This is a genomic window from Pseudomonas cremoricolorata DSM 17059 = NBRC 16634 (assembly GCF_000425745.1).
Taxonomy (GTDB): Bacteria; Pseudomonadota; Gammaproteobacteria; order Pseudomonadales; family Pseudomonadaceae; genus Aquipseudomonas; species Aquipseudomonas cremoricolorata.
Genome location: NZ_AUEA01000006.1, coordinates 119,270 through 141,891, shown reverse-complemented (window position 1 = coordinate 141,891; position 22,622 = coordinate 119,270). Strand labels below are relative to the sequence as shown.

The window sequence follows — 22,622 nt, the reverse complement described above, 5'->3', positions numbered from 1 at the left end:
GGGCAGCTAACGGGCTTTTTGGCAGGTTTTAAGACGATCGTTTGAAAATGTTGTATACAATAAATTGATTTAGTGTGCTCTATTTGTGAGGCATTTTTCTATTCATCGGCTCTCATAGAACAATAAGAGGACACAGCCATGACCCCTTTGACTCTCAAGTCTGCCGTCAGTCTGGTCGACGCCGCGTTGAGCGCAGGCCGCACCATCGAGGCGGCGCCGCTGACGGTTGCGGTGCTCGATGCGGGCGGCCATCTGCTGGCCTTGCAGCGCGAAGACGGCGCCAGCCTGATTCGTCCGGAAATTGCCATTGGCAAGGCCTGGGGCGCCATCGCCTTGGGCAAGGGTTCGCGCCTGCTGGCGCTGGATGCGCAACAACGCCCAACCTTCTTCGCCGCCCTCAACGGCCTTGGTGAGCGGCCGGTGGTGCCGGTGCCGGGTGGGGTGCTGATTCGCGATGGCGAGGGTCATGTGCTGGGCGCGGTGGGCATCAGTGGCGACACCTCGGACATCGATGAACAGTGCGCCATCAGCGCGATCGAAGCGGCCGGACTGCGGGCGGATGCAGGCGTGGCGGTGTAGCTTGCTTCAGGCCGGCTCCGGCTCGCAGCCCTTGAGCACCAGGCGAATGATGGTCTGGGCGGCGGCGTCGTAGTCGCTGTCGGCGAGCTTGGCCTTGCCGGTGATGGCGGAAATCTGCCAGTCGAAGTCGGCGTAGGTCTGGGTCGCCGCCCAGATGCTGAACATCAGGTGGTGGGGGTCGATCGGGGCGATCAGGCCACGCTCGATCCATTGGCCGATACAGGCGATGTTGTGCTGCGCCTGGGCGTTGAGTTGCTCCACCTGGGCTGCGGAAAGATGTGGCGCGCCGTGCATGATTTCGCTGGCGAACACCTTGGAGGCGTGGGGCAGGTCGCGGGAAATGCGGATCTTCGAACGGATGTAGCCGCTCAGTACTTCCCGTGGATCACCCTCGGCATTGAACGGCGTCGAGGCCTGCATGATCGGCACGATGATGCTTTCGAGCACCTCGCGGTAGAGGTTTTCCTTCGACTTGAAGTAGTAGTAGACGTTGGGCTTGGGCAGCCCGGCCTTGGCCGCGATGTCACTGGTTTTAGTCGCCGCGAAGCCCTTGTCGGCAAATTCCTCGCTGGCTGCGCGCAGGATCAGCTCCTTGTTGCGCTCGCGAATGGTGCTCATGGTCGGGAATCGTCCTGTGTCTGGCCGCGGCTGCGGAAGGCCCGCGATGGTAGCACCGTGCCCGAACGGCGCTCAAGGCAGGGCCTTTGCGCGGCAATCCACGACAGAACTCCTGTGTCGACGATGGGTCTGTAAGTCACTGTTTCACCCTCGGCGCAACCCTGCGCCAACCCGGGTGAATGACCAGCATCGACCCAGGGTGAACGAACATGGCGGGCAGCAGTTTTTTTGCATTGTTGGATGATATCGCCGCGTTGCTGGACGACATCTCGTTGATGAGCAAGGTGGCGGCGAAGAAATCCGCCAGCGTGTTGAGCGACGACCTGGCGGTGAACGCCGAGCAGGTCACCGGCATGAAGGCCGACCGTGAGTTGCCGGTAGTGTGGGCGGTGTTCAAGGGGTCGCTGAAGAACAAGGCGATTCTGGTGCCCTGTGCGCTGATCCTCAGCGCCGTGCTGCCGGCGGCGGTCAAATGGCTGCTGATGGCAGGCGGCATCTACCTCTGCTACGAAGGCTTCGAGGCGATCAAGGACAAGTTCTCGCGCAACAAGGATGGCGAGCGGAGCACGGAAAAAAAAGCCGCGCCCAAGACCCCCGAAGCGCTGGCCGCCTATGAAAAGCGCAAGATCAAAGGCGCGATCAAGACCGACTTCATCCTCAGTGCCGAGATCATCGTCATCACCCTCAACGTGGTGGCCGAGGCGCCGCTGTATCAGCAGATCATCACCCTGGCGCTGATTGCGGTGCTGATGACGGTGGGTGTGTATGGCCTGGTGGCCGGTATCGTGCGACTCGACGACGCAGGCTTCGCCCTGGCCAAGACCCAGGCGCAAGGAATGTGGGGGCGCATCACTCGCTCGTTCGGCAAGGGACTGGTCGCGGCGGCGCCGATCCTGATGAAGGCGCTGTCGTGGATCGGCACGCTGGCGATGTTCCTGGTCGGCGGCACCTTCGTCGCCGAAGGCATCGCGCCGCTGGAACACGCCGTCGAAGCGCTGGTGGCCGATACCGCAGGCTGGGGCCCGGTGGTCAAACTGGGCCTGTTCGGCGTGATCGGTGCCGTCGCAGGCTTCGTCACCGCGCTGTTGGTCGGCGGCTTTGGCTGGGTGCGAGGCCGTCTGGGCAGCGCCGAGTAGCGGGCGCGGGTGGCATGGCCTGGTCAAGCCCAGGCCATGGCGCGACGAACCCTTAGAAGTGCACCTTGACCAGGAAACTTGCGGTGTTCTGGTTGGTGTTGAAGCCCGAAGAACTCTCGATGCCGTACTTGTTTTTCCAGTAGTCGTATTCGAAGCCGACGTACAGCTGCTTCTCGCCCAGTTTCAGCGCTTTGCCCAGGTCGTACTTGACCTGTGGGTTGAAATGCAGGTTGGCGTGGTAGGTGCCGCGGCGGTTCTCATCGTTGTCGACCACCCAGTCCATGTAGCCGTCGATCAGCACATCGGAGTCGCCCAGCGGCAGGGTATAGGCCCAGACCGGGGTGATCTGCCAGACGTTGTCGCCCGGGCGGCTGCCGTCGGTGGTGCGCTGGTAGAAGTTGAGCTGGAAGTAGTCGAAGCCCGGCACGTCGAGGTCGAAACCTGGGCCGATCAGGTAGCTGTCGGCATCGCCTTCGCCGAACTCGTAGGTCAGCGCCAGCAGCACGTCCTTGATCGGACCGAACGACAGGTTCTGGTCGAAGATCTTGCCGAACGACAGACGCGGGGTGAACTCGCCGTAGTAGGTGTCGCCGCCGTTGCGCGCGTCTTTCTTGCCCTGGTAACCGATGCGGTCGATGAACAGGAAGTTGTCGCCGTACTTCCAGCCGTCGGCGTGCTCGAAGGTGAAGGTCTGCTGGGTCGGCGGGTTGACCTTGAAGTTCTTGCCCCACAGATAGGTCAGGCTGTTGCTCTGCCATTGCAGCAGGTCGCCGGCATGGGCGGTGCCGCAGGCCAGCAGGCCGGTGGCAAGAATCAGGCTGTTGAAAGTACGCATGGTGAAAGTCGCTCCTGTCGGTTCAGTGTCGGCGCTCGTGGGTGGCGCCGTTATCGTTGTGCAAGGTCGTGCCGAGGGACTGGAACGGGCCGCGCTGTGGTCGGCAGCGCACGCCCTGAAACGTCGTTGAAACGACGCTAAACCCCCGAGTTCATTGACTTTAAAGTCAGCAAAAACCCTCTGCGCGACCTGTTGCGTAGGCAAAAAGGCGCGCAGGTTACTGGGTTGTGGGGTGGGTCTCAAGCGCGGCAGCGCGCAGCGGCGAGCAGCGACAAGCTACGAGCGGCAAGCTGCAAGAAAAAGCGGCGTGCGCGCCCGTCCTGGAGCTTGCCGCTGCCCCGCTAGTCGAGGGGCGCGCCTTTGGCGATCCAGTCGCCGACCAGCTTGCGTTCGTCGCTGGTCATCTGGGTGATGTTGCCCAGCGGCATGATCTGGCTGGCCACGGCCTGGGCCTGGATACGCGCGGCCTGGGCGTGCATCTGCTCTGGGGTGTCGAACAGCACACCGCCCGGGGCGGTGCTGAACAGCGGGCTGGTGGGGGTGGCCGAATGGCATACGGTGCAGCGTTGCTGGATGATCTCATGCACCTGGGTGAAGGCCTCGGCACTTGCCGGTGCGCTGGCGTCGGCCGGGGCCTGGGCCGGTGCAGCCGCTGCTTGTGCAGCCTGCTCGGCGCGATGCTCGGCGGCGCTCTTGCCGCCCACGGCGGTGGCGGGCAGTGGCTGGTAGCGAATCTCGCCAGCAGCCTGTTCGGGTGCAGTGGGCAGCGGTTTCGGGCCGGTGACGTAGGCCAGGCAGATCATCGCCAGGGCGCCGGCAGGCAGGGTCCAGGCGTATTTGTTGCTGGCGTGGCGGGTGTTGAAGTAGTGGCGAATCAGCACGGCGGCGACGGCGATGCCGGCCAGGATCAGCCAGTTGTACTGGCTGCCGTAGGTGCTGGGGAAGTGGTTGCTGATCATGATGAACAGCACCGGCAGGGTGAAGTAGTTGTTGTGCCGCGAACGCAGCAGGCCCTTGGCCGGCAGCAGCGGGTCGGGGGTCTTGTTTTCGGCGATGGCGGCGACCAGCTGGCGCTGCGCCGGCATGATGATGCGGAACACGTTGCCGACCATGATGGTGCCGATGATCGCCCCGGTGTGCAGGTAAGCGCCGCGGCCACTGAACACCAGGCTGAAACCCCAGCAGGCAGCGATGATCAGCACGAATAGCACCGCACCGAGCAGCATCGGCCGTTTACCCAGCGGCGAGTCGCAGAGCAGGTCGTAGATGAACCAGCCGGCGATCAGCGAACCGATGCCGATGGCCACGCCTTCAGCGCCCGACAGCGTGCTGCCCGGTGCCAGCAGGTACAGCGTCGGGTTCCAGTAGAACACCACGCACAGCAGGGCGATGCCCGACATCCAGGTGAAATAGGCTTCCCATTTGAACCAGTGCAGGTTCTCGGGCATCTGCGGCGGCGCCAGCTTGTACTTTTCCAGGTGGTAGATGCCGCCACCGTGGATCGCCCATAAATCGCCCGACAGCCCTTCACGGGGTTGCCTGCGGTCAAGGTTGTTTTCCAGCCAGACGAAATAGAACGACGCGCCGATCCAGGCGACGCCGGTGATCATGTGCACCCAGCGGATGCTCAGGTTCAGCCACTCGTGAAGGTGTGCTTCCACAGTTCGTACCTTTCGCCGGCCACCGTGCCGATGACCGGCCCTTTCTTATTAGTGGGGACTGAGGATCATCAATTGCTCCTCGGTGAAGTAATGCTCATCGCAGTTGTTGCCAGCACCACTGCGATCAACCACCAGGAAGTCATCCCGCTTTTCGATCGTCAGCACCGGGTGGTGCCAGACGCCGCGATGGTAATTGACGCCCTGCCTGCCATTGCTGAGGAAGGCACGGACCAGACCCGATACAGGTGCATCGCCAAGTGGCGCGACCACGATCAGAAAGGGGTTGCCGAGCAGCGGAATGAACGCCTGGCTGCCCAGCGGATGACGTTCGAGCATGCGAATGGTCAGCGGCATGTCCAGCGCCTCGGCGCGGAAGATGCTGATGATCGCCCTGTCTTCAGGCTCGGCGGTGTCGACCGTGGCGAGCTTGTGGAAGCGCATGGTCGAGCCGTTGTTGATCATGAAGTGGTCGCTGCCGTCGGTTTCGATCACGTCACCGAAAGGGGCGAAGGCTTCTTTGCTCAGGGGCTCGATCATCAGGGTGCGCATGGTCTTGTTCTCTTTATCGAAAGGGGAGTCGAAAGGGCGGCAGCCAGCGCGGACGCTTCACGCACCTGGCGGCCGATGTTGCACGGGTTACAGCTGCGAAAGCCGCAGCAGGGCGATACGGTCGATCTGTTTCAGGGCTTCGCGAAACTCGCTGTCTGCGTCGTTATGCAGGCGCGTTTCGAAGGCGGCGAGAATCTGCTGCCGGTCACTGCCGCGCACCGCCATGATGAACGGAAACGCGAAGCGTGCCTTGTAGGCGTGGTTGAGCGCAGTGAAGCGGGCGAACTCTTCCGGGGTGCACTGGTGGATGCCGGCACCGGCCTGTTCGGCAGTGCTCGACTCGGTCAGCTCGCCGCGTACCGCGGCCTTGCCCGCCAGATCCGGGTGGGCGTTGATCAACGCCAGTTGCTCGGCATGGCTGGCCGCCTGCAGCACCGCGCTCATGCGCTGGTGCAGACCCTCGACCTGATCCAGTTCACTCGACTGCCCTTGATCGAAGGCGCGCTCGGCGACCCACGGCGAATGCTCGTAGATGTCGGCGAAGGCGGCGATGAAGGCGTCGCGGTCGAGGGAGGACGGGGTCAGGGTGCGGAAGGCGGTCATCGGCAGGTCTCGTCGTCAGGGTTCATTTGTAGGGGTGCGTGGCGTGCCAGTGGCGGGCGATGTCGACGCGGCGGGCGAACCACACCTGCTCGTGGCTTTTCGCGTATTCGACGAAGCGCTTGAGGGCGGCCAGGCGCGCCGGACGGCCGACCAGGCGACAGTGCAGGCCGATGGAGAGCATCTTCGGTGCTTCGGCGCCTTCTTCGTAGAGCACATCGAAGGCGTCCTTGAGGTACTGGAAGAACTGCTCGCCACAGTTGAAGCCTTGCACCTGGGTGAAGCGCATGTCGTTGGTGTCGAGGGTGTAGGGAATCACCAGGTGCGGCTTGTCGGTGGGGTTGTTGCGTTCCCAGTAGGGCAGGTCATCGTCGTAGGTGTCGCTGTCGTAGAGAAAGCCGCCTTCTTCCATCACCAGGCGCCGGGTGTTGGGGCTGGTGCGGCCGGTGTACCAGCCCAGCGGGCGCTCGCCGCTCAGCTCGGTGAGGATGCGGATGGCTTCGAGCATGTGCTCGCGTTCCTGGGCCTCGTCCATGTTCTGGTAGTCGATCCAGCGGTAGCCGTGGCTGCAGATCTCGTGACCGGCTTCGACCATGGCGCGGATCACGTCGGGATGGCGCTGGGCGGCCATGGCCACGGCGAAGATGGTCAGCGGCACACCGGTGTCCTTGAACAGCTTGAGCAGGCGCCAGACCCCGGCCCGGCTGCCGTACTCGTACAGCGATTCCATGCTCTGGTTGCGCTGGCCCTGCAACGGCTGGGCAGCGACCATTTCCGACAGGAACGCTTCCGATTCCTTGTCGCCGTGAAGAATGTTGCGCTCACCGCCTTCCTCGTAATTGAGCACGAACGACAGGGCGATGCGGGCGTTGCCCGGCCACTGCGGGTGAGGAGGGGTGTTGCCGTAGCCGATCAGGTCGCGAGGGTAGTTGGCGCTCACTGCAATCTTCCTTCTTGTGCGTTAGTGCAGAGAATAGGCGGACCCGCGTCGGGATGTCGCACCGTGTGTGGCGCTGATTGTATACAAGATCATGGTTTCCTTGTAAGCCCGATTTTCGCTAAAGGCGCCCTTCGGTCGTCCGCAGGAGCGTGCCGACAAACTTGCCTGATCGGTCAGCTATTGTCTATAGGCAGTGCGCATGTCGTGGCTTTGCAGTTGGCGTGTAAGGCTCGAGACACGCTGGCTTGAGAGGCTAGAAAGTTGTGTACAATCCTGCGTCGTGCTGCCTTAATGAGCGCCATTGCGCTTCCCCTGTCCACTCCGATCAAGAGGCCACCCGCCCTATGGGACGTTTGACTACCCACGTACTGGATGCCGCCCACGGCTGCCCCGGCAGCGCCATTCGCGTCGAGCTATACCGCGTCGACGGCCAGCGTCTGGAGCTGCTCGGCAGTGCCCTGACCAACGCCGATGGGCGTCTCGACACGCCGCTGTTGCAAGGTGATGAGTATCGCTCCGGGGTCTACCAGTTGCAGTTCGCCGCCGGCGACTACTACCGCGCACGCGGTGTGGCGCTGCCCGAGCCGGCCTTTCTCGACGTGGTGGTGCTGCGCTTTGGCATCGATGCCGCGCAGGATCACTACCACGTGCCGCTGCTGATTTCCCCGTACAGCTATTCCACCTATCGCGGCAGCTGATCGCCGCCGCAATGCGCATCGAAGGTTCTTGCCCGCTCTCACACTGGCGGGCTTTTTTTCGCCTCGATAGCGCTGAGGCACGCGCAGGCGGGGGCAAATGCCGGCGCGAGGGCGCATAATCCTGGCTTAATCCCCATCCGCTGCAATGCCGCACTTTCTCCAGGAACCGCCGCCATGCACGTACTGCTCTGCGAGGACGACGACCTTATCGCCAGTGGCATCTGTGCCGGGCTTACCGCCCAGGGCCTGACCGTCGACCGCGTGGCCACCGCCTCGGCGGCCCGGCAGTTGCTGCACACCGCGCAGTTCGATGTGATGATCCTCGACCTCGGCCTGCCCGATGAAGATGGCCTGAAGCTGTTGCAGCGCCTGCGCCAGCAGGGCGAGGCGCTGCCGGTGCTGGTGCTGACCGCGCGCGATGCCGTCAGCGACCGAGTCGATGGCCTGCAGGCCGGTGCCGACGACTACCTGCTCAAACCTTTCGATCTGCGCGAGCTGGCCGCGCGCCTGCACAGCCTGCTGCGCCGCGCCGCTGGGCGCGCGGTCAACACCATCGAGCACGGCGCCCTGCGGTACGACCCGAGCAGCTGCGAAGCCTGGTTGCACGGCCAGACCGTCGACCTGTCCCGGCGCGAACAGGCGCTGTTGCAGGCGCTGTTGCAGAACCCCGGCCGGGTGCTGTCGAGCGAGCAGCTCAAGGATTGCGTGTACGGTTTCACCGATGAAGTCGAGAGCAACGCGCTCAACGTGCACATCCACCACCTGCGGCGCAAACTCGGCGCAGGCATCGTCGAGACCGTGCGCGGGCTGGGCTATCGCCTGGGGCCAGCGTCATGAGCCTGCGCGTTCGCCTGTCGCTGATTCTGGGCAGCGCCTTCGTATTCATCTGGGCGCTGGCGGCGGCGTGGATGCTCTGCGACCTGCGCCAGCAGATGATGTTCTCCCTAGATCAGCGCCTGGTGGCCTCGGCGCGCATGGTCGCCGGGCTGATCGACCAACTGCCGCAGCCGCTGAGCGCCAAAGGCCAGGACGCGCGCATCTCCGCCGACCAGCTCAGCGTGCCGGATGGCATGGCCTGCCAGGTCACCTCGCTGCGCGGGGAAATCCTTGCCAGCAACCACCAGCACGACGCCAGCCTCGATGATCAGGGCAACGGCTTCAACGACCAACTTATCGACGGCGCGTCCTGGCGCACGTTCACCTTCAGCCACGGCGATGTACGCATCACCACCGCCGATCGCCATCAGGAGCGCGAAGCGCTCAATCGCTCGATCCTGCTGGTGGCCTCGGCGCCGGTCCTGATGGCCCTGCTCGGTAGTCTGGGGCTGCTGTGGATCGGTCTGGGCAAGGGCCTTGAGCCGCTCAACCGCATGCGCGATGCCCTGCGTCGGCGCCGCGCCGACAGCGTCGAGCCGTTGCAGGTGGCCGGCTTGCCCAGCGAATTGCAGCCGCTGCTCGATACCCAGAACCAGCTGTTCCTGCGCATCGCCCAGACCCTGGAGCGCGAACGCCGCCTCACCGACGATGCCGCCCATGAACTGCGCAGCCCGCTGACGGTGATCAAGACCCACCTGCAAGTGGCGCGCATGACCGACGGCGCGGTGCGCGAGCAAGCTCTGGAACATGCCGAGCAGGGCGCCGACCGGCTGCACCGCACCCTCGAACAACTGCTGATGCTGGCCCGTGTCGAGGGCAGCCTGTCGTTCGACGACGGCGTGCAGTGCAGCGCCGAGCAGGTGGCGCGCCAGGCCATTCATGACGCCGGCGGCGGCGACAACCGGCGCATCGTCTTGCACCTGCCCGAGGCCGCCACGCGAACCTACCTGAGCATGCCCGGCCCGCTCGCCGTCACCGCCTTGCGCAACCTGCTGGACAACGCCCTGCGCCACGGCGGGCAACAGGCGCCGGTGGAGCTGGAGGTGCAGATGAGCGAGGGCGAGGTAGGCTTCGTGGTGCGCGATCACGGCCCTGGCATCGCCAATGCCGACCTGCAGCACCTCACCGAGCGCTTCTGGCGGCATAGCCAAAGTGCCGGCTGCGGCCTGGGTCTTGCCATCGTCGAGGCCATCGCCCAGCGCTGCGCCGGGCAACTGCGCTTCGACAACCAGGCCGACGGCCTGCGCGTGTGCCTGCAAGTGCCCGCGCGCATCGAAGCGTGAGCGGCGCCCGGTAAAAATCTGTTGCGTAGCGCTAAATCCGCCCTTGGGCGAAGCGTTCTCCAAGCATTGCCCCGCACATATCCGGTAACAGAGCTGGGCGGACCACTGACGCATGCTTGCGAGGATTCTTCGATGTCTAGCGCTTCCAGCCTTGCCCAGGTGCTGCCGGCTTCTGCGCCGCTGCCCTTGTACGAATTCAGCGACTCCCCGTTGCTGCTGCGTCAGCAGCAACAGGAATCCAACGCCCGCAGCTATCCACGGCGTATTCCCCTGGCGCTCAAGCGCGCCCGCGGCATCTACGTGGAAGACGTCGAGGGGCGGCAGTTCATCGACTGCCTGGCCGGTGCCGGCACCCTCGCCCTGGGGCACAACCATCCGGTGGTGATCGAGGCGATTCAGCGCGTGCTGGCCGACGAGCTGCCGCTGCACACCCTCGACCTCACCACTCCGGTCAAGGACCGTTTCGTCCAGGACCTGTTCGGCGTGCTGCCCGAAGCACTACGCCGCGAAGCCAAGGTGCAGTTCTGCGGCCCGACCGGCACCGATGCCGTGGAGGCGGCCTTGAAGCTTGCACGTATCGCTACCGGGCGCAGTAACGTGCTGGCCTTCCACGGCGCCTATCACGGCATGTCCCAGGGCGCGCTGAGCCTGATGGGCAGCCTGGGGCCGAAGAAAGCGCTGGGCGCGCTGCTCAACAACAACGTGCAGTTCCTGCCCTTTCCCTACGACTACCGCTGCCCGTTCGGCCTGGGCGGCGCTGCCGGAGTGCGGGCCAACCTGCATTACCTGGAGAACCTGTTCAACGATCCTGAATCGGGCGTGCAGTTGCCTGCAGCAGTGATCGTCGAGGCGGTGCAGGGCGAGGGCGGCATGATTCCGGCCGATGTCGAGTGGCTGCGCGGTCTGCGGCGTATCACCGAGCAGCATGGCGTGGCGCTGATCGTCGACGAAATCCAGAGCGGCTTCGCCCGCACCGGCAAGCTGTTCGCCTTCGAGCATGCCGGCATCGTTCCCGACGTGGTGACGCTGTCCAAGGCCATCGGCGGCAGCCTCCCGCTGGCGGTGGTGGTCTACCGCGAATGGCTCGACCAGTGGGGGCCGGGCGCCCATGCCGGCACTTTCCGCGGCAACCAGATGGCCATGGCCGCCGGCTCTGCGGTCATCGATTACCTGCTCGAGCACGACCTGGCCAGCCACGCCGCAGCCATGGGCGAGCGCCTCTGCGGGCATCTGCGCCAGTTGCAGCGCGACTACCCGCAACTGGGCGATATCCGTGGGCGCGGCCTGATGCTGGGTGTCGAGCTAGTCGATCCGGCAGGTGTGGCGGATGCCCAAGGTCACCCGCCGGCCTGCCGCCAGCTGGCGCCCAAGGTGCAGCGTGAATGCCTGCGTCGCGGGCTGATCGTCGAGTTGGGCGGCCGGCATGGTGCGGTGGTGCGCTTCTTGCCACCGCTGATCATCAGCGCCGAGCAGATCGACGAAGTGGCCGAGCGTTTCGCCCAGGCCGTGCGCGCCGCGCTGGCCGCCTGAGCGCGAGGCAAAAGCCGCGAGCAGCTTTACGGCTGTTCGCGGCTTTTGCGTGTACGGCTCGGAGATGTGCTTAATCGAGGCTGCGCCCGGCGCGCCAGTAGCCCATCAGGCTGAGGTTCTGGCGGTCGAGGCCGCGTTCCTGAATCAGCCAGCGGCGCAGGGTCATCACCGTCGACGACTCGCCGGCGATCCAGGCGTGAAACTCCTCGCCCTCGCCGCTGGCCTGCTCCCAGAGAATCTCTTCGTCGATATTCAGCTCATCCAGTTCGCCAGACGCCGCAGCCGCTGCGCGCGGTAGCCAGGCCTGTTCGCGCACGGCATCGAGCATGGCCTGGCCATGTGCGCTGGCTGTTCGCTCGCGGGCCAGCCAGTGCAGTTCGGTGTGGATCGGCTGCGGCAGGTCCAGGCAGTCGGCCAGCAATGGCACCTCGATGAACGCTTGCACATGGGCCTGGCTGGCCTGTTCGGCCAGTTGTTGGAGAATCCCGGCGATGGCCGGCAAGGCGGTTTCATCGCCTACCAGCAGCAGCCGTTGCAGGCCCTGCGGTGGCTTCCATTCGTAGCCACCGGGGTCGCCGGCAAAGGCCAGGTTGGGCGCGACCATCTGCACCCGGTCGCCCTCTGCGGCATGGGTCGCCCAGGCCGAGGCCGGGCCGTTGATGCCGTGCAGCACGAAATCGACATCCACTTCCGCTGCGTCGCGGCGCAGGGCGCGAATGGTGTAGGTGCGCATCGGTGGGCGCTGGGCGAGCGGTAGCTGGCGTCGCGCGTCGTTCCAGTGCACGCGGTTGTCGAAGGCCGGTAGCGAGCCATCGGCGGCAGGGAACAGCAACTTCACCCGCTGATCGGGGGCCAGGGTGTTCATCTGCGCCACGTCGGCGCCGGTGAACACCAGGCGCAGCAGCGATGGGGTGATGTGCAGGCGGCGCTTGACCCTGAGGTCGAACAGGCGATAGCCGCTGGGCGGTTGCGCTGCGGGGGAGGGCTCGGCGCGGTCGGCCTGGGCGCTGGCGGAAGCGGAGGACATGGCAGGGTTCCTGTACGGCGGGTTCCCTGAAGGAACGAGCGCCGCACAGGTCGATTTATCGGCTAGGAATTGAGCTGCGCACGCAACCACTCGCCAACCGTACGATAGATGCCCTCGACCTGCCCAGTGATGCCGGACATGCGCAGGAAGTCATGGGTCAGCCCGTGCTGGGTAACCAGGGTGAGCGGCGTGCCGCTGGCGCGCAGGTGCTCAGCGTAGGCCAGACCCTCGTCATGCAGCGGGTCGTACTCGGCCAGGCTCAGGTAGGCCGGCGCCAGCACGGGTAGGCTTTCGGCGCGCAGCGGCGAGACCCGCCAGTCATGGCGCTGCGCCGGCTCGCCCAGGTAGTGCTGGTAGAACCACTCGAGGGTGTCGCTTTCCAGCAGATACCCCTCATCGAAGCGCTGGTGCGAGGGGCGGGTCTGCGCCACGTCGGCGACCGGGTAGAACAGCAATTGTGCGCAGGGTGCGAAACCCTGCGCCTGGGGTGCGCACGCTGCGCTGATCGCCAGTACTGTAGCCAGGGTCGCCCCGGCGCTGTCGCCGGCGACGATCAGCCGCTGCGGGTCGAGGCCGAGCGATTCGGCATGCGCATGCAGCCACTCGGCGCTGTCCTGGGCGTCGTTCACGGCCACCGGGAAGCGTTGCTCGGGGGCCAGCCGGTAGGCCGGGGCCAGCACGGCGAATTCACCGTCTGCGGCCAGACGCCGGCAGATCGAGTCGTGCGAATCGAGACTGCCGACCACATAGCCGCCGCCATGCAAATACAGGATGCACGGCAGCGCACGTTCCCCTGTGCCCGCAGCGCGGTACAGCCGCGCCTCGATGCAAGCGCCGTCGCGCGTGTCGAGGCTGTGCACCACCACCTCCAGCGCAGCGGGGGGCGAGGGGTCGAGAATCTGCGAGCTGCGCTCGAACTCCTCACGCGCCTGGCTCACGCTCAGGTGGTGCATCGGCTGGCTCTTGCCGGTCATGCGGCCGAGTTCGGCCAGTTCCAGAAAACCTTCCAGGTCAGGGTCCAGCGGCATAGCGGGTTCCTCTTGGCAAACGCTGCACGCAGGCAAGCCGTGCGCAGCGAGAACGGGTTCAGGCCAGCACGGCCGACAGCTGCGCCATCAGTCGATCGATCTGCGCCTCATCATTGAGCAGGCCAGGGGCGGTGCGAATCACCGGGCCAACGTCGCGCGCCACGGCATCGACGTTGACCTTGCGCGCGAGCAGCGCTGCGGCCACTTGATCGCAGTCACGGCCCTTGGCCCGGAAGAAGGTGAAGCCCGACGACAACGCCGGGCTGCGCGGCGTCACTAGTTCGATATCGCGTCGGCTGAGCAATTGCTCGCGCAGATAGCCGTTGAGCTGGTGGATGCGCGCCTGCACCTGGGCCTTGCCCAGTTGCAGGTGCAGTTTGAAGGCCTCATCCAGCGCCCAGCGGTGCTCGAAGGCGTGGTAGCCGCCGGGGGTGAAACGGGTGGCGAAATTCTCGTCTTCAGAGAACGTCGGAATCATCGGCGTGAGATGTTCCACGGTTTCGCTGCGCGCGCAGATCAGCCCGGTGCCGCGTGGGCCGAACAGCCATTTGTGGGTGCCGGCGATGAAGAAGTCGCAGTTCATGCGCGCAAAATCCAGGTCTTCGACGCCAAAGCCATGCACGCCGTCGATCACGTAGAGAATGCGCTCGGCCTCGCTGCGGTTTTGGTTGTGCCGCGCCACCAGCGCGCCGATCTGCTCCACCGGCAGTTTCACGCCACTGCTCGAATGCACCCAGGTCATGCCCAGTACGCGGGTATTTGGGGCGATGGCGCGGTCGATGGTGTCGAGAATCTGCTCCACCGACACCTGGGCAGGGTCGTCGAACAGGCTGATCTTGCGCACCTGGGTGCCTTGGCGCTCGCTGCGAAAGGCCAGGCTGTAGTAAGTCGAGTAGTGCTCATGGCGGGTGGTGAGGATTTCCTGATCCGGCCGCACCTGAACGCCGCCGTAGATCATCGCCAGACCCTCGGTGGTGCTGCCGGTCAGGGCGATCTGCCCCGGCCGGGCGTTGAGGTAGCGCCCGGCCCACTCGCGCACCTGCGCCTCGTGCCGCCAGGTTTCCTGGCGGTCCCAGTCCATCGCCAGCGCCGGGTTGCGGTCGAGCCAGGCGCGGTGGCGGGCGATGGCCTCACGCACCGGGCGCGGGTGCGAGGTGATGAGGAAATTGGCGAAGTGCAGGTAGTCCGGGTCGAGGTCGAACAGCCCTTGCAACTGCGTCCATTTGCTCGCGCTGCTGCTGGCCAGGGGAGCTGCATGCGCGCAGCCTTCGAGGCTCGCGCCAAGCGGCAGCGCCACGGCGAGCAGGCCCGCCTGTTTGAGGAAGGTACGACGGTCGCTCATGGTTGGGTCACTGCACGGAGGGCGAGGGGGATTTACCAGCGTGTTGTACCTGGGCCCAGGTGCGCAGGAAATTGCCGCCCCAGAGCTTGCCGATATCGGCTTCGGAGTAGCCGCGCTGCAGCAGTTCGGCGGTGACGTTGCGCGACTCGCTGACATCGTTCCAGCCATCGATGCCGCCGCCTTCGTTGAAGTCCGAGGCGATGCCGACGTGGTCGATACCGATCTTGCGCACGGCGTAGTCGATGGCGTCGCCGAACTCCTTGAGGCTGGCCTTGGGTTCTTCTTCGAGCAGGGCGTAGAACTGGCTGGCGTAGCTGCCGAATTTCTGTTCGCTCCAGGCGGCGATCACCGGGTCGCCCGGCATCAGCGCCATGGCTTGGTTGGGCAGTGGCGGCAGGTCGAACTGGCTGCGCAGGGCATTGAGTTTGTCCTGGGTCTTCTGCGTCATCGGCTTGAGGTAGGCGGAAAACGCCACGATCTGCACCACACCGCCACTGTCGCGGATCAGGCGCATTTCCTTGTCGCTGAGGTTGCGCGGAATGTCGACGAAGGCCCGCGGCACCGAGTGCGAGGCGACGATCGGCGCCCGGCTCAAGGCCGCAACCTGCTCCAGCGCAGGCGTCGACATGTGCGACACATCGATGATCACCCCCAGATCGTTGAGCCGTGCTACCGCGTGCTTGCCCAGGTCCGAGAGCCCGCCCAGGGCGTCAGGCGAGTCGTTGAGAAACGGCAGCGGGCGTGAGGAATCGGACCAGTCGTTGTTGCCGATGTAGTTGAAGCCGAACATGCGCATGCCGCGCGCCGCCCACTGGTCGAGGCGGTCGAGGTCGTGGCCCAGGGGATAGGCGTTGAGCATGCTGATGAAAATCGCGAACTTGCCCTCACCGTGCAGGCGCCGCATGTCGTCGGGGCTATAGGCGATGCCGACCTGCTGCGGGAAGTCGCGGACCATGCCGGTGATGGCCTTGTAGCGCACTTCCTGCTGATTGCGTGCTTCCTCGACGAAGCCTGGGGTGGGGCGATGCGGTGCGTCGGCGCCGTTCCAGATTTCCGGCCAGCCGAAAATGGTCAGCGCCGCGCCCGACAAGCGGCCCTGCGCGGCCTTGGCCAGGTCGAACTGACCGGGTCCGGATTTATCCGCCTCACGCTCCTCGGTGCCGAAGCTCAGCGGCAAGGTGATATGGCTGTCGAACGAAATCAGCCGCTCCTGCAGTTCATTGGCCTGGCGCACCACTTTGGCCGGGTAGGCCGGGGCCGGGTCGAGCAAACGCCAGGCGACATAACCACCTACCCCAAGCAACAGCGCCAGGGGCAGGCCGAAATACAGGGTCTTGTTGCTGCGCGATCTTGTCATTGCCATCTCGATACGGGTCACGGATGCGGGGCCTGGGCTATCAGGGGAGGACGAGCATGGCGCGGGCAAATTTACCGGGCGGCGGGTGGCCGGCCCGCTAAATTTGCCGGCCCAGCGTACGTTCTTGCTGGGATGGCGCCTGCTTCATGGCGAACACAGGTGGGGTAATGACGATTTCTCGACGCGGCTTCATGGCCGCTGCGGCGCTGCTGGGCGCTGCCGTGCCGGCGAGCTACTACGGCCACCGCGAACTGACCAGGCCGGACGACGAGGAACCGGAGACCCCCGGCGAAGCCACCGTGGATCTGACTGACGTTGCCGAACAACACCTGGCCAACCGTTTGCGCGGTATCTGGGACCTGCGCCTGTTCGGTCAGGACGCCGGCTTGCCCGGCGTGCCCGAGCAGCCGCTGCAACTGTTCATCGACATCGCCGCCCGCGGCCGCGGCATCCGCGGCTGCCTCGACACCCCAGAGCGCCTGCGCGACGAGCCGGCGCCGGCCTACCAACTGATCGGAGACCTGCGCCGCGACGATGCCGGCCTGCTGTACTGGCGCCTGGTGCCGGCCAACACCAGCGCGCCGCGCTGGGAGCTGGCGATCAAGATCGACGAGGTCTGGGATCAGTTCGGCAACGCCGGCAGCGACACCTTCAGCGGCCAGTTGCTCGACCTGCAACGCCCGCTGGCCCTGGCCGAGCAGGACAACCGCTTCGTCGCCATCAAGCAGCTGTTTCCCGAGGCACGCCTGCGCACCGGACTGGAGCCAGTGTTGCTCGACTGGCTGATTTCGCCTGAACACAGGCTGTTCCACCAGCTCTGGCACGCCAGCCGCGACCAGTGGCACAAGCTGCCTGAAGACAAACGCGAGGCCCTGCGCGGCCTGGGCTGGCAGCCAGGGCCGCGCAGCCGCGAACGCGACGCCCGTGGCCGGCACAAGGACCGCAATGGCTCGGGCGTGGACTTCTTCTTCATGCACCGGCACATGCTGGCCAGCGCCCGCGCCTTGCAGCCGTTGCCTGCCTGGCAGCATTTCCCCCTGCCGCAGCCGCCGCTCGAGCGCGACCGCCTGGGCTTTGCCCGCTACTTCGACAACCAGGATGGCAACGCGCTGCCGCCGACCTGGCTGGCCGACGAGGACGAGACTTACACGGAGTGGGTCAGCGGCATCAAGCGCGAAGAAACCTTCCACGCCAACTTCGCCCTGTGGGAATCGCAATACCGCGACCCGCGCTATCTGGCCGGGCTGACCCTGGGCCAGCTTGGCTCGGAGATGGAGTTGGGGCTGCACGACTGGCTGCACATGCGCTGGGCGGCCGTGCCGCGCGATCCGTCCAATGGCGTGCCGGTGCCCTATGGGCGCAGCCAGGATGACTTCGCACCGCGCTGGTTCAGCGCCGAGAACGACTTTCTCGGCGACCCGTTTTCCTCCCACGTACACCCGGTGTTCTGGCGCTTCCACGGCTGGATCGACGACCGGATCGACGACTGGTTCGCCGCTCACGAGCGCTTCCATCCCGGTCAGGTGCGGCGGCTGGTGGTCAACGACGTGGCATGGTTCGCCCCGGGCCGCTGGGTCGAAGTGGCTGACCCATGGCTGGGCCCGGACACCCACGGCTGCAGCAGCGTGCCGGGGGTGCGGCCGGGCAAGTCGGTGGAAATGGACGTCGAGACCATGAAGCTTGCGCTGCGCATCATCTTCGCCAATGAAGATGACGGCATCGCCGGGCTGGTGCGGCGCGTGCCCAAGCGGCCGTGGTATGCGCGGCATCTGTCGGTGGCGGGGATGGACTTTTAACGGCGCTCAGCCCTCGGGCGTTTCGCCGCCAACTTGCGCCACCTGCCAACCACCGCCGAGGGCCTTGTACAACGCCACGCTGCCTTGCAGGCGTTCGAGGCGCAGGCGCGCTTGTTGGTCCTGGGCGGCGAACAGCGTGCGCTGCGCCTCCAGCACCACCAGCAAGGTTTCAGCGCCTGCCGTGTAGCGTTGCTGGGCGAGGTCGAAGGCCAGTTGCGCCTGCGCCACCTCCTGGTCTTGCCACTGCCGTTGACGGTCGATCCCGGCAATCGCGTTGAGTGCTTTCTCGACGTCGCCGAAGCCATCGATGATGCCTTTGCGGTAGTCCTCCAGCAGTTCCTGCTGACGCGCGCGGGCCTTGTCGCGTTCGCCGCGCAGCCGGCCATGGTCGAAGATCGGCGCCGCCAGGCCGGCAGTGAGGGTATAGAACGGGCTCTTCAGTACCGCTGGCAAGGTGCGTGCGCCGCTGCCCAGGTCGGCGCCGAGCAGTAGTTTGGGCAGCATCGCAGCCCGCGCCACCTGCACATCGGCCTGGGCTGCGGCCAGCCGCGCTTCGGCGGCAGCGATGTCCGGACGGCGGCTGAGCAGCTCACTGGGCACGCCGCGGGCGATGCTCGGCCAGCGCAGCGCAGCGAAGGTTTCCTGCGTGGCGGGCAGGCTCTGCACCGGTTCGCCGAGCAGGGTGGCGAGGGTCACGCGGTTGTCCTGGCGCTGCTGTTCGAGCAGCTCGAGCTGACGCTGCTGGGCGGCGCGCAGGCCTTGCTGCTGAGCCAGTTCGAGGCGGCTGGCGGCGCCTGAGTCCTGGCGGCTGCGCACCACCCGCAGCACGTCGCCGGCGTTGTCCAGGTTGAGCCTGGCGATGCGTAGCTGTTCAGCCAGGCTCAGGTCGCGCAGATAGCTGTCGGCCACGGCGCCGAGCAAGGTCAGTTCGACGGTCTGGCGCTCGAAGCGGCTGGCTTGCAGGCTGCGCTGGGCGCTGTCGCGCGCCGCCCGTACGCCACCCCAGAAGTCCACTTCGTAACGGGTGCTCAGCACCGCGTCGAAGCGCGTGCTGGTGCGGTAGCTTTCGCCGACATCCAGGCCATCGTAACCACGCCCGTGCAACAGGTGCTGGCGGCCGGCATCGAGCCGGCCTTGCAGGTCGGGCAACTGCGCGGCGCCTGCGATTACCGCCTGCGCCTGGGCCTGGCGCACCCGCGCGGTGGCGGCGGCGAGGTCGTGGCTGTTGCGCCGCGCGCGTTCGATCAACGCATCCAGGGTCGGACTGGCGAAGGCCTGCCACCACTGTGCGTCGGGCCAGGCCTGGCTGGCCTGGGGTTCGCCGCTCTGCCACTGGGCAGGCGCCTGGATGCCGGCATCGGGGGCGGGCGGCGTGCTGCAGGCCGCCAGGCACAGGCTCAGGGTCAACAGGCTGATACGGCTGGGCAGGGTCATGGATTATTCGCTGGTAAGGGCTTTGACCGGATCGAGGCGGGCGGCCTTGCGTGCCGGCATGAAGCCGAACACCACTCCGGTGACGACCGCGCAGGCGAAGGCGCCGAGGATCGCCGGCAGGGCGAAGGCGACGGCAATGTCGGCGAGCAGCAGGCCGGCACCGATGGTCAGGGCCAGAACGATGCCGGTGACGCCGCCGACCATCGAAAGCATCACCGCCTCGCTGAGGAACTGGCGCAGGATGTCGCGCTGACGGGCGCCGGTGGCCATGCGGATGCCAATCTCGCGGGTGCGTTCGCGCACGGTCATGAGCATGATGTTCATCACCCCGATGCCGCCCACCAGCAGCGAAATTGCCGCAATCGCGCCAAGCATCAGCGACAGGCTGTTCTGGGTGCGCGCCTCGGCCTGGATCAGCGCGGCGTCGTTGGTCAGGTCGAAATCTTTCTTGCCCTGGTGGCGCTGGCGCATCAGGTGATCGATGGCCGCTTCGGTCTCGGCCACCCGGCTGGAATCGGCGGCGGCGATGATCACGTATTCCGGGTCGTGCTTGGCGAACAGACGGATCGCTGCGGCGGAGTAGGGCACCACGATACGCTCGTCGCTGTCCTGGTCGCCGGAGCTGGCGCCCTTGCCGGCGAGAACGCCGACCACCTGGAACGGCACGTTGCCGATCAGCAGGTACTCACCGATGCCGCTGCTGCCTGGGGCCAGCAGTTTTTCCCGGACCTTCTGCCCGATCACTGCCACCGCGGCGCCGCGGCGCTCGTCGGCCTCGCTGAAGAAGCTGCCTTCGACCACCGGCCAGTTGAGGATCTGCGCGAACTGGGTGTTGTTGCCGCCGACGTAGAACTGCTGGTGATTGTTGCCGTGACGTACGCTCAGCTCGCCGCCGATCACCGGCATGATGCGCCTGACCTGCGGCAGTTGGCCGATCGCCTCGACATCGTCGAGGGTGACGATGCCGGCGGTGTCGCGCAGGGTCGCATGCTTGCCGTTGAGGTAGAGAATGTTCGAGCCGAACGCTGCCATCTGCGCCATCACCTGGCGCTTGCTGCCTTCGCCGACCGCCAGCATGACCACCACCGAAGCCACGCCGATGACGATGCCGAGCAAGGTCAGCGCGGTGCGGAAGCGGTTGATCCACATCACCCGCCAGGCCGCGCGCAGCGATTCCAGCAACTCGCCCTTCCAGGCCCCGCGCAGGGTCGCGCCGCGGTCCAGGCGCTGGCGCAGCTCGTTGGCCTGCAGGTGCTCGGCGCTGGCCGCGGGCGGCTGCTCGGCGCCCGAATCGCTGACGATCTGCCCGTCGCGAATCTCGATCACCCGCTGCGCCCGCGCCGCCACTTCGCGGTCGTGGGTGATGAGGATGATCACATGCCCCTGGCTGGCCAGCTCATCGAGCAGCGCCATGACTTCGGCGCCGCTGTGGCTGTCGAGGGCGCCGGTGGGTTCGTCGGCCAGGATGATATGCCCGCCGTTCATCAGCGCGCGGGCGATCGACACCCGCTGCTGCTGGCCGCCGGAAAGTTGATGCGGGCGGTTGCCGGTGCGCTCGGCCAGGCCCAGGCGCTGCAGCAGGCTGGCGGCGCGGGCGTGGCGCTGTTCGGCGGCGATGCCGGCGTAGATGGCCGGCATCTCGACGTTTTCCTGGGCCGAGCCTGAGGGGATCAGGTGATAGCCCTGGAACACGAAGCCGAACGCTTCGCGGCGCAGCCAGGCCAGTTCGTCGACATCCAGCTCGGCGACATTCTTGCCGGCGAAGTGGTAGGTGCCGGAGGTTGGCCGGTCCAGGCAGCCGAGCAGGTTCATCAAGGTCGACTTGCCCGAACCTGAGCTGCCGACGATGGCGACGAACTCGCCCGGATGGATGCTCAGGCTGATGCCGCGCAGCACTTCCACAGTCGGCGAATCGACGCCGCCATAGACCTTGCGGATGTCGCGCAGCTCGATCAACGGTTGCGACATTCAGCCTCCACTGGCGCTGCCGATCAGCACCCGCTCGCCTTCGCGCAGGCCGTCGAGCACCTGGGTGCGCAGGCGATCGCTGAGGCCGGTGCGCACCTGGCGCTGTTCGACCTTGCCTTGATCGGTGAGCACCTGGGCCACGCGCAGGTCCGGCTCGGGGCCGTCCTCCAGCGCTGCCAGCGGGGCGGTCAGCACCTGTTGCGCCTGGCCGGCGACGAAGAACACCTGGGTGGTCATCTCGGCCATCAGCGCGCCGTCGGGGTTGTCGACATCCAGCAGCACGGTGTACTGCACCACCTGGCTGCCGCCGGCGCCATTGCCGATGCTGGCCGGGCTGCCGCCGCCCTGGCTGGTCTGCTCGAGCGGGCGTGGGGGAATCGGCAGAATCTGCCGCACCGTGCTGTTCCAGCGGCGCTTGCCGCCGGCCAGGGTGGTGAAGTAGGCGCTCATGCCCGGCTTGACCTGGCCGATGTCGGCTTCCGAGACCTGCGCCCACACGGTCATCGGCGACAGCCTGGCGATGCGCAGAATCAGCGGCGTCTGCTGCTGGGCGTTGAGGGTCTGGCCCTGGCGGGCGTCGAGCGCCACCACGGTGCCGTCCATCGGCGCGTAGATGCGTGTGTAGCCAAGCTCGGCTTCATCGCTGCGCAGGCTGGCCTGGGCCTGGCGAATCTGCGCCTGGAACATGGCGATGCGCGCGCGGGTGGTCTTGAGTTGGGCGTCGGCGCTCTGTACGTCTTCCTCGCGGGTGGCGCCGGTCTTGGCCAGGGCGCGCTGGCGCTGGTACTGCTGCTCGGCCAGTTGCGCCTGGGCCTGCTGCTCGGCCAACTGCGCCTTGAGGTTGTCGATGGAAAAGCGCCCGGCATCGACCCGCGCCTGCTGGGTCGAGGGGTCGAGTTCGACCAGCAACTGGCCTTGCCTGACCACATCGCCCACTTCCACCCGCAGGTTGCGAATCTGCCCCGAGGCCTGCGCGCCGACGTCGACGTAGCGGCGTGGCTGCAAGGTGCCCAAGGCGGTGACGCTGCTTTCGATGTCGCCGCGGGTGACTGCCACGGTGCTCGGTGCAGCGCCTGAGAAGGGCAATCTGGCCCAGGCGGCCAGGCTGCCCAGGACCAGCAGGCCGGCGGCGCCCAGCAGCAGGCGGCGGGTGTTCGGTGAGCGTTTCATGCAGGCGTCCGGCCGTGGAATGAAGGGCGCGCAGCGCCGAGGCGCAGGCAAGTCCCCCTTTGAACGAAGCAGCCAGCGGGGGATTTAGCGTGATCGGTGTCGAGTCCGGCAGGGCCGGGCGCAGGCGCGCCGGGGCGTTGGCAGACACCTGCGGCGAGGCTTTTGCTATCCTCCTGCGCTTCGTCGACCCTCGGA

20 protein-coding genes are annotated in these 22,622 nt (G+C 66.2%); 7 read left to right on the top strand and 13 right to left on the bottom strand.

The window, feature by feature from the left end; genetic code table 11:
- Window positions 1-138: 138 nt before the first annotated feature.
- Window positions 139-579: a GlcG/HbpS family heme-binding protein gene (locus H618_RS0107345; RefSeq protein ID WP_028694457.1), complete on the top strand. Its 441-nt coding sequence runs from the start codon at window positions 139-141 to the stop codon at window positions 577-579.
- Window positions 580-585: 6 nt separating this feature from the next.
- Here the strand turns inward: H618_RS0107345 and H618_RS0107340 are convergent, their stop codons facing one another.
- The gene (locus tag H618_RS0107340; RefSeq protein ID WP_028694456.1) at window positions 586-1,197 is read right to left on the bottom strand and encodes a TetR/AcrR family transcriptional regulator; all 612 of its coding nucleotides are present in this window, start codon (window positions 1,195-1,197) and stop codon (window positions 586-588) included.
- Between the two features lie 209 nt (window positions 1,198-1,406).
- Between H618_RS0107340 and H618_RS0107335 the strand changes: the two genes are divergently transcribed.
- The gene (locus H618_RS0107335; RefSeq protein ID WP_028694455.1) at window positions 1,407-2,333 is read left to right on the top strand and encodes a DUF808 domain-containing protein; all 927 of its coding nucleotides are present in this window, start codon (window positions 1,407-1,409) and stop codon (window positions 2,331-2,333) included.
- Between the two features lie 52 nt (window positions 2,334-2,385).
- On the opposite strand, the gene H618_RS0107330 is transcribed toward H618_RS0107335, so the two are convergent.
- From H618_RS0107330 to puuE, 5 genes are all read right to left on the bottom strand, one after another.
- On the bottom strand, window positions 2,386-3,168 hold the full coding sequence (locus H618_RS0107330) for an outer membrane protein OmpK (protein ID WP_028694454.1): 783 nt from the start codon (window positions 3,166-3,168) through the stop codon (window positions 2,386-2,388).
- Window positions 3,169-3,509: 341 nt separating this feature from the next.
- On the bottom strand, window positions 3,510-4,829 hold the full coding sequence (locus H618_RS0107325; RefSeq protein ID WP_028694453.1) for a urate hydroxylase PuuD: 1,320 nt from the start codon (window positions 4,827-4,829) through the stop codon (window positions 3,510-3,512).
- Between the two features lie 48 nt (window positions 4,830-4,877).
- Window positions 4,878-5,378: an ureidoglycolate lyase gene (locus H618_RS0107320; RefSeq protein WP_028694452.1), complete on the bottom strand. Its 501-nt coding sequence runs from the start codon at window positions 5,376-5,378 to the stop codon at window positions 4,878-4,880.
- 87 nt (window positions 5,379-5,465) lie between these two features.
- A complete protein-coding gene (gene uraD, locus H618_RS0107315) occupies window positions 5,466-5,981 on the bottom strand; it encodes a 2-oxo-4-hydroxy-4-carboxy-5-ureidoimidazoline decarboxylase (RefSeq protein ID WP_028694451.1) in 516 nt (171 codons plus the stop codon).
- 22 nt (window positions 5,982-6,003) lie between these two features.
- Window positions 6,004-6,918, bottom strand: coding sequence for an allantoinase PuuE (puuE, locus tag H618_RS0107310; protein WP_028694450.1), 915 nt, complete (start codon window positions 6,916-6,918; stop codon window positions 6,004-6,006).
- Between the two features lie 344 nt (window positions 6,919-7,262).
- Here puuE and uraH point away from each other — a divergent pair, with 344 nt between their 5' ends.
- The 4 genes from uraH (at window position 7,263) to H618_RS0107290 (ending at window position 11,305) form a co-directional block, all read left to right on the top strand.
- Entirely contained in the window at window positions 7,263-7,616 is a 354-nt protein-coding gene (uraH, locus tag H618_RS0107305; RefSeq protein WP_028694449.1) for a hydroxyisourate hydrolase, read from the top strand.
- Window positions 7,617-7,790: 174 nt separating this feature from the next.
- On the top strand, window positions 7,791-8,453 hold the full coding sequence (locus H618_RS0107300; protein ID WP_028694448.1) for a response regulator: 663 nt from the start codon (window positions 7,791-7,793) through the stop codon (window positions 8,451-8,453).
- On the top strand, window positions 8,450-9,775 hold the full coding sequence (locus H618_RS0107295; protein WP_028694447.1) for an ATP-binding protein: 1,326 nt from the start codon (window positions 8,450-8,452) through the stop codon (window positions 9,773-9,775). Before H618_RS0107300 ends, H618_RS0107295 begins: the two co-directional genes overlap by 4 nt.
- Window positions 9,776-9,907: 132 nt before the next feature.
- Window positions 9,908-11,305: an aspartate aminotransferase family protein gene (locus H618_RS0107290; protein ID WP_028694446.1), complete on the top strand. Its 1,398-nt coding sequence runs from the start codon at window positions 9,908-9,910 to the stop codon at window positions 11,303-11,305.
- Window positions 11,306-11,375: 70 nt separating this feature from the next.
- Here the strand turns inward: H618_RS0107290 and H618_RS0107285 are convergent, their stop codons facing one another.
- From H618_RS0107285 to pvdM, 4 genes are all read right to left on the bottom strand, one after another.
- Window positions 11,376-12,332 (bottom strand): siderophore-interacting protein, encoded by a 957-nt coding sequence (locus H618_RS0107285; protein WP_028694445.1) that lies wholly within the window; start codon window positions 12,330-12,332, stop codon window positions 11,376-11,378.
- 62 nt (window positions 12,333-12,394) lie between these two features.
- The gene (locus H618_RS0107280) at window positions 12,395-13,360 is read right to left on the bottom strand and encodes an alpha/beta hydrolase (RefSeq protein WP_028694444.1); all 966 of its coding nucleotides are present in this window, start codon (window positions 13,358-13,360) and stop codon (window positions 12,395-12,397) included.
- Window positions 13,361-13,418: 58 nt separating this feature from the next.
- Entirely contained in the window at window positions 13,419-14,702 is a 1,284-nt protein-coding gene (gene pvdN, locus H618_RS0107275; RefSeq protein ID WP_028694443.1) for a pyoverdine-tailoring periplasmic protein PvdN, read from the bottom strand.
- Window positions 14,703-14,709: 7 nt separating this feature from the next.
- Complete coding sequence (gene pvdM, locus H618_RS0107270) at window positions 14,710-16,059, bottom strand: pyoverdine-tailoring dipeptidase-like protein PvdM (protein ID WP_028694442.1); 1,350 nt, start codon at window positions 16,057-16,059, stop codon at window positions 14,710-14,712.
- A 167-nt stretch (window positions 16,060-16,226) separates the two neighbouring features.
- On the opposite strand from pvdM, the gene pvdP reads away from it, so the two are divergent.
- Window positions 16,227-17,855, top strand: coding sequence for a pyoverdine maturation tyrosinase PvdP (gene pvdP, locus H618_RS0107265; RefSeq protein WP_028694441.1), 1,629 nt, complete (start codon window positions 16,227-16,229; stop codon window positions 17,853-17,855).
- A gap of 6 nt (window positions 17,856-17,861) precedes the next feature.
- Here the strand turns inward: pvdP and H618_RS0107260 are convergent, their stop codons facing one another.
- Genes H618_RS0107260 through H618_RS0107250 form a run of 3 tightly spaced genes read right to left on the bottom strand, consistent with a single transcriptional unit; the run spans window position 17,862 to window position 22,427 of the window.
- Window positions 17,862-19,289 (bottom strand): efflux transporter outer membrane subunit, encoded by a 1,428-nt coding sequence (locus tag H618_RS0107260; protein ID WP_028694440.1) that lies wholly within the window; start codon window positions 19,287-19,289, stop codon window positions 17,862-17,864.
- A 3-nt stretch (window positions 19,290-19,292) separates the two neighbouring features.
- A complete protein-coding gene (locus H618_RS0107255) occupies window positions 19,293-21,257 on the bottom strand; it encodes a MacB family efflux pump subunit (RefSeq protein WP_028694439.1) in 1,965 nt (654 codons plus the stop codon).
- Window positions 21,258-22,427 carry an efflux RND transporter periplasmic adaptor subunit gene (locus H618_RS0107250; RefSeq protein WP_028694438.1) on the bottom strand — a complete coding sequence of 390 codons (1,170 nt, stop codon included), beginning with the start codon at window positions 22,425-22,427 and terminating at the stop codon, window positions 21,258-21,260.
- Window positions 22,428-22,622 lie beyond the last annotated feature (195 nt).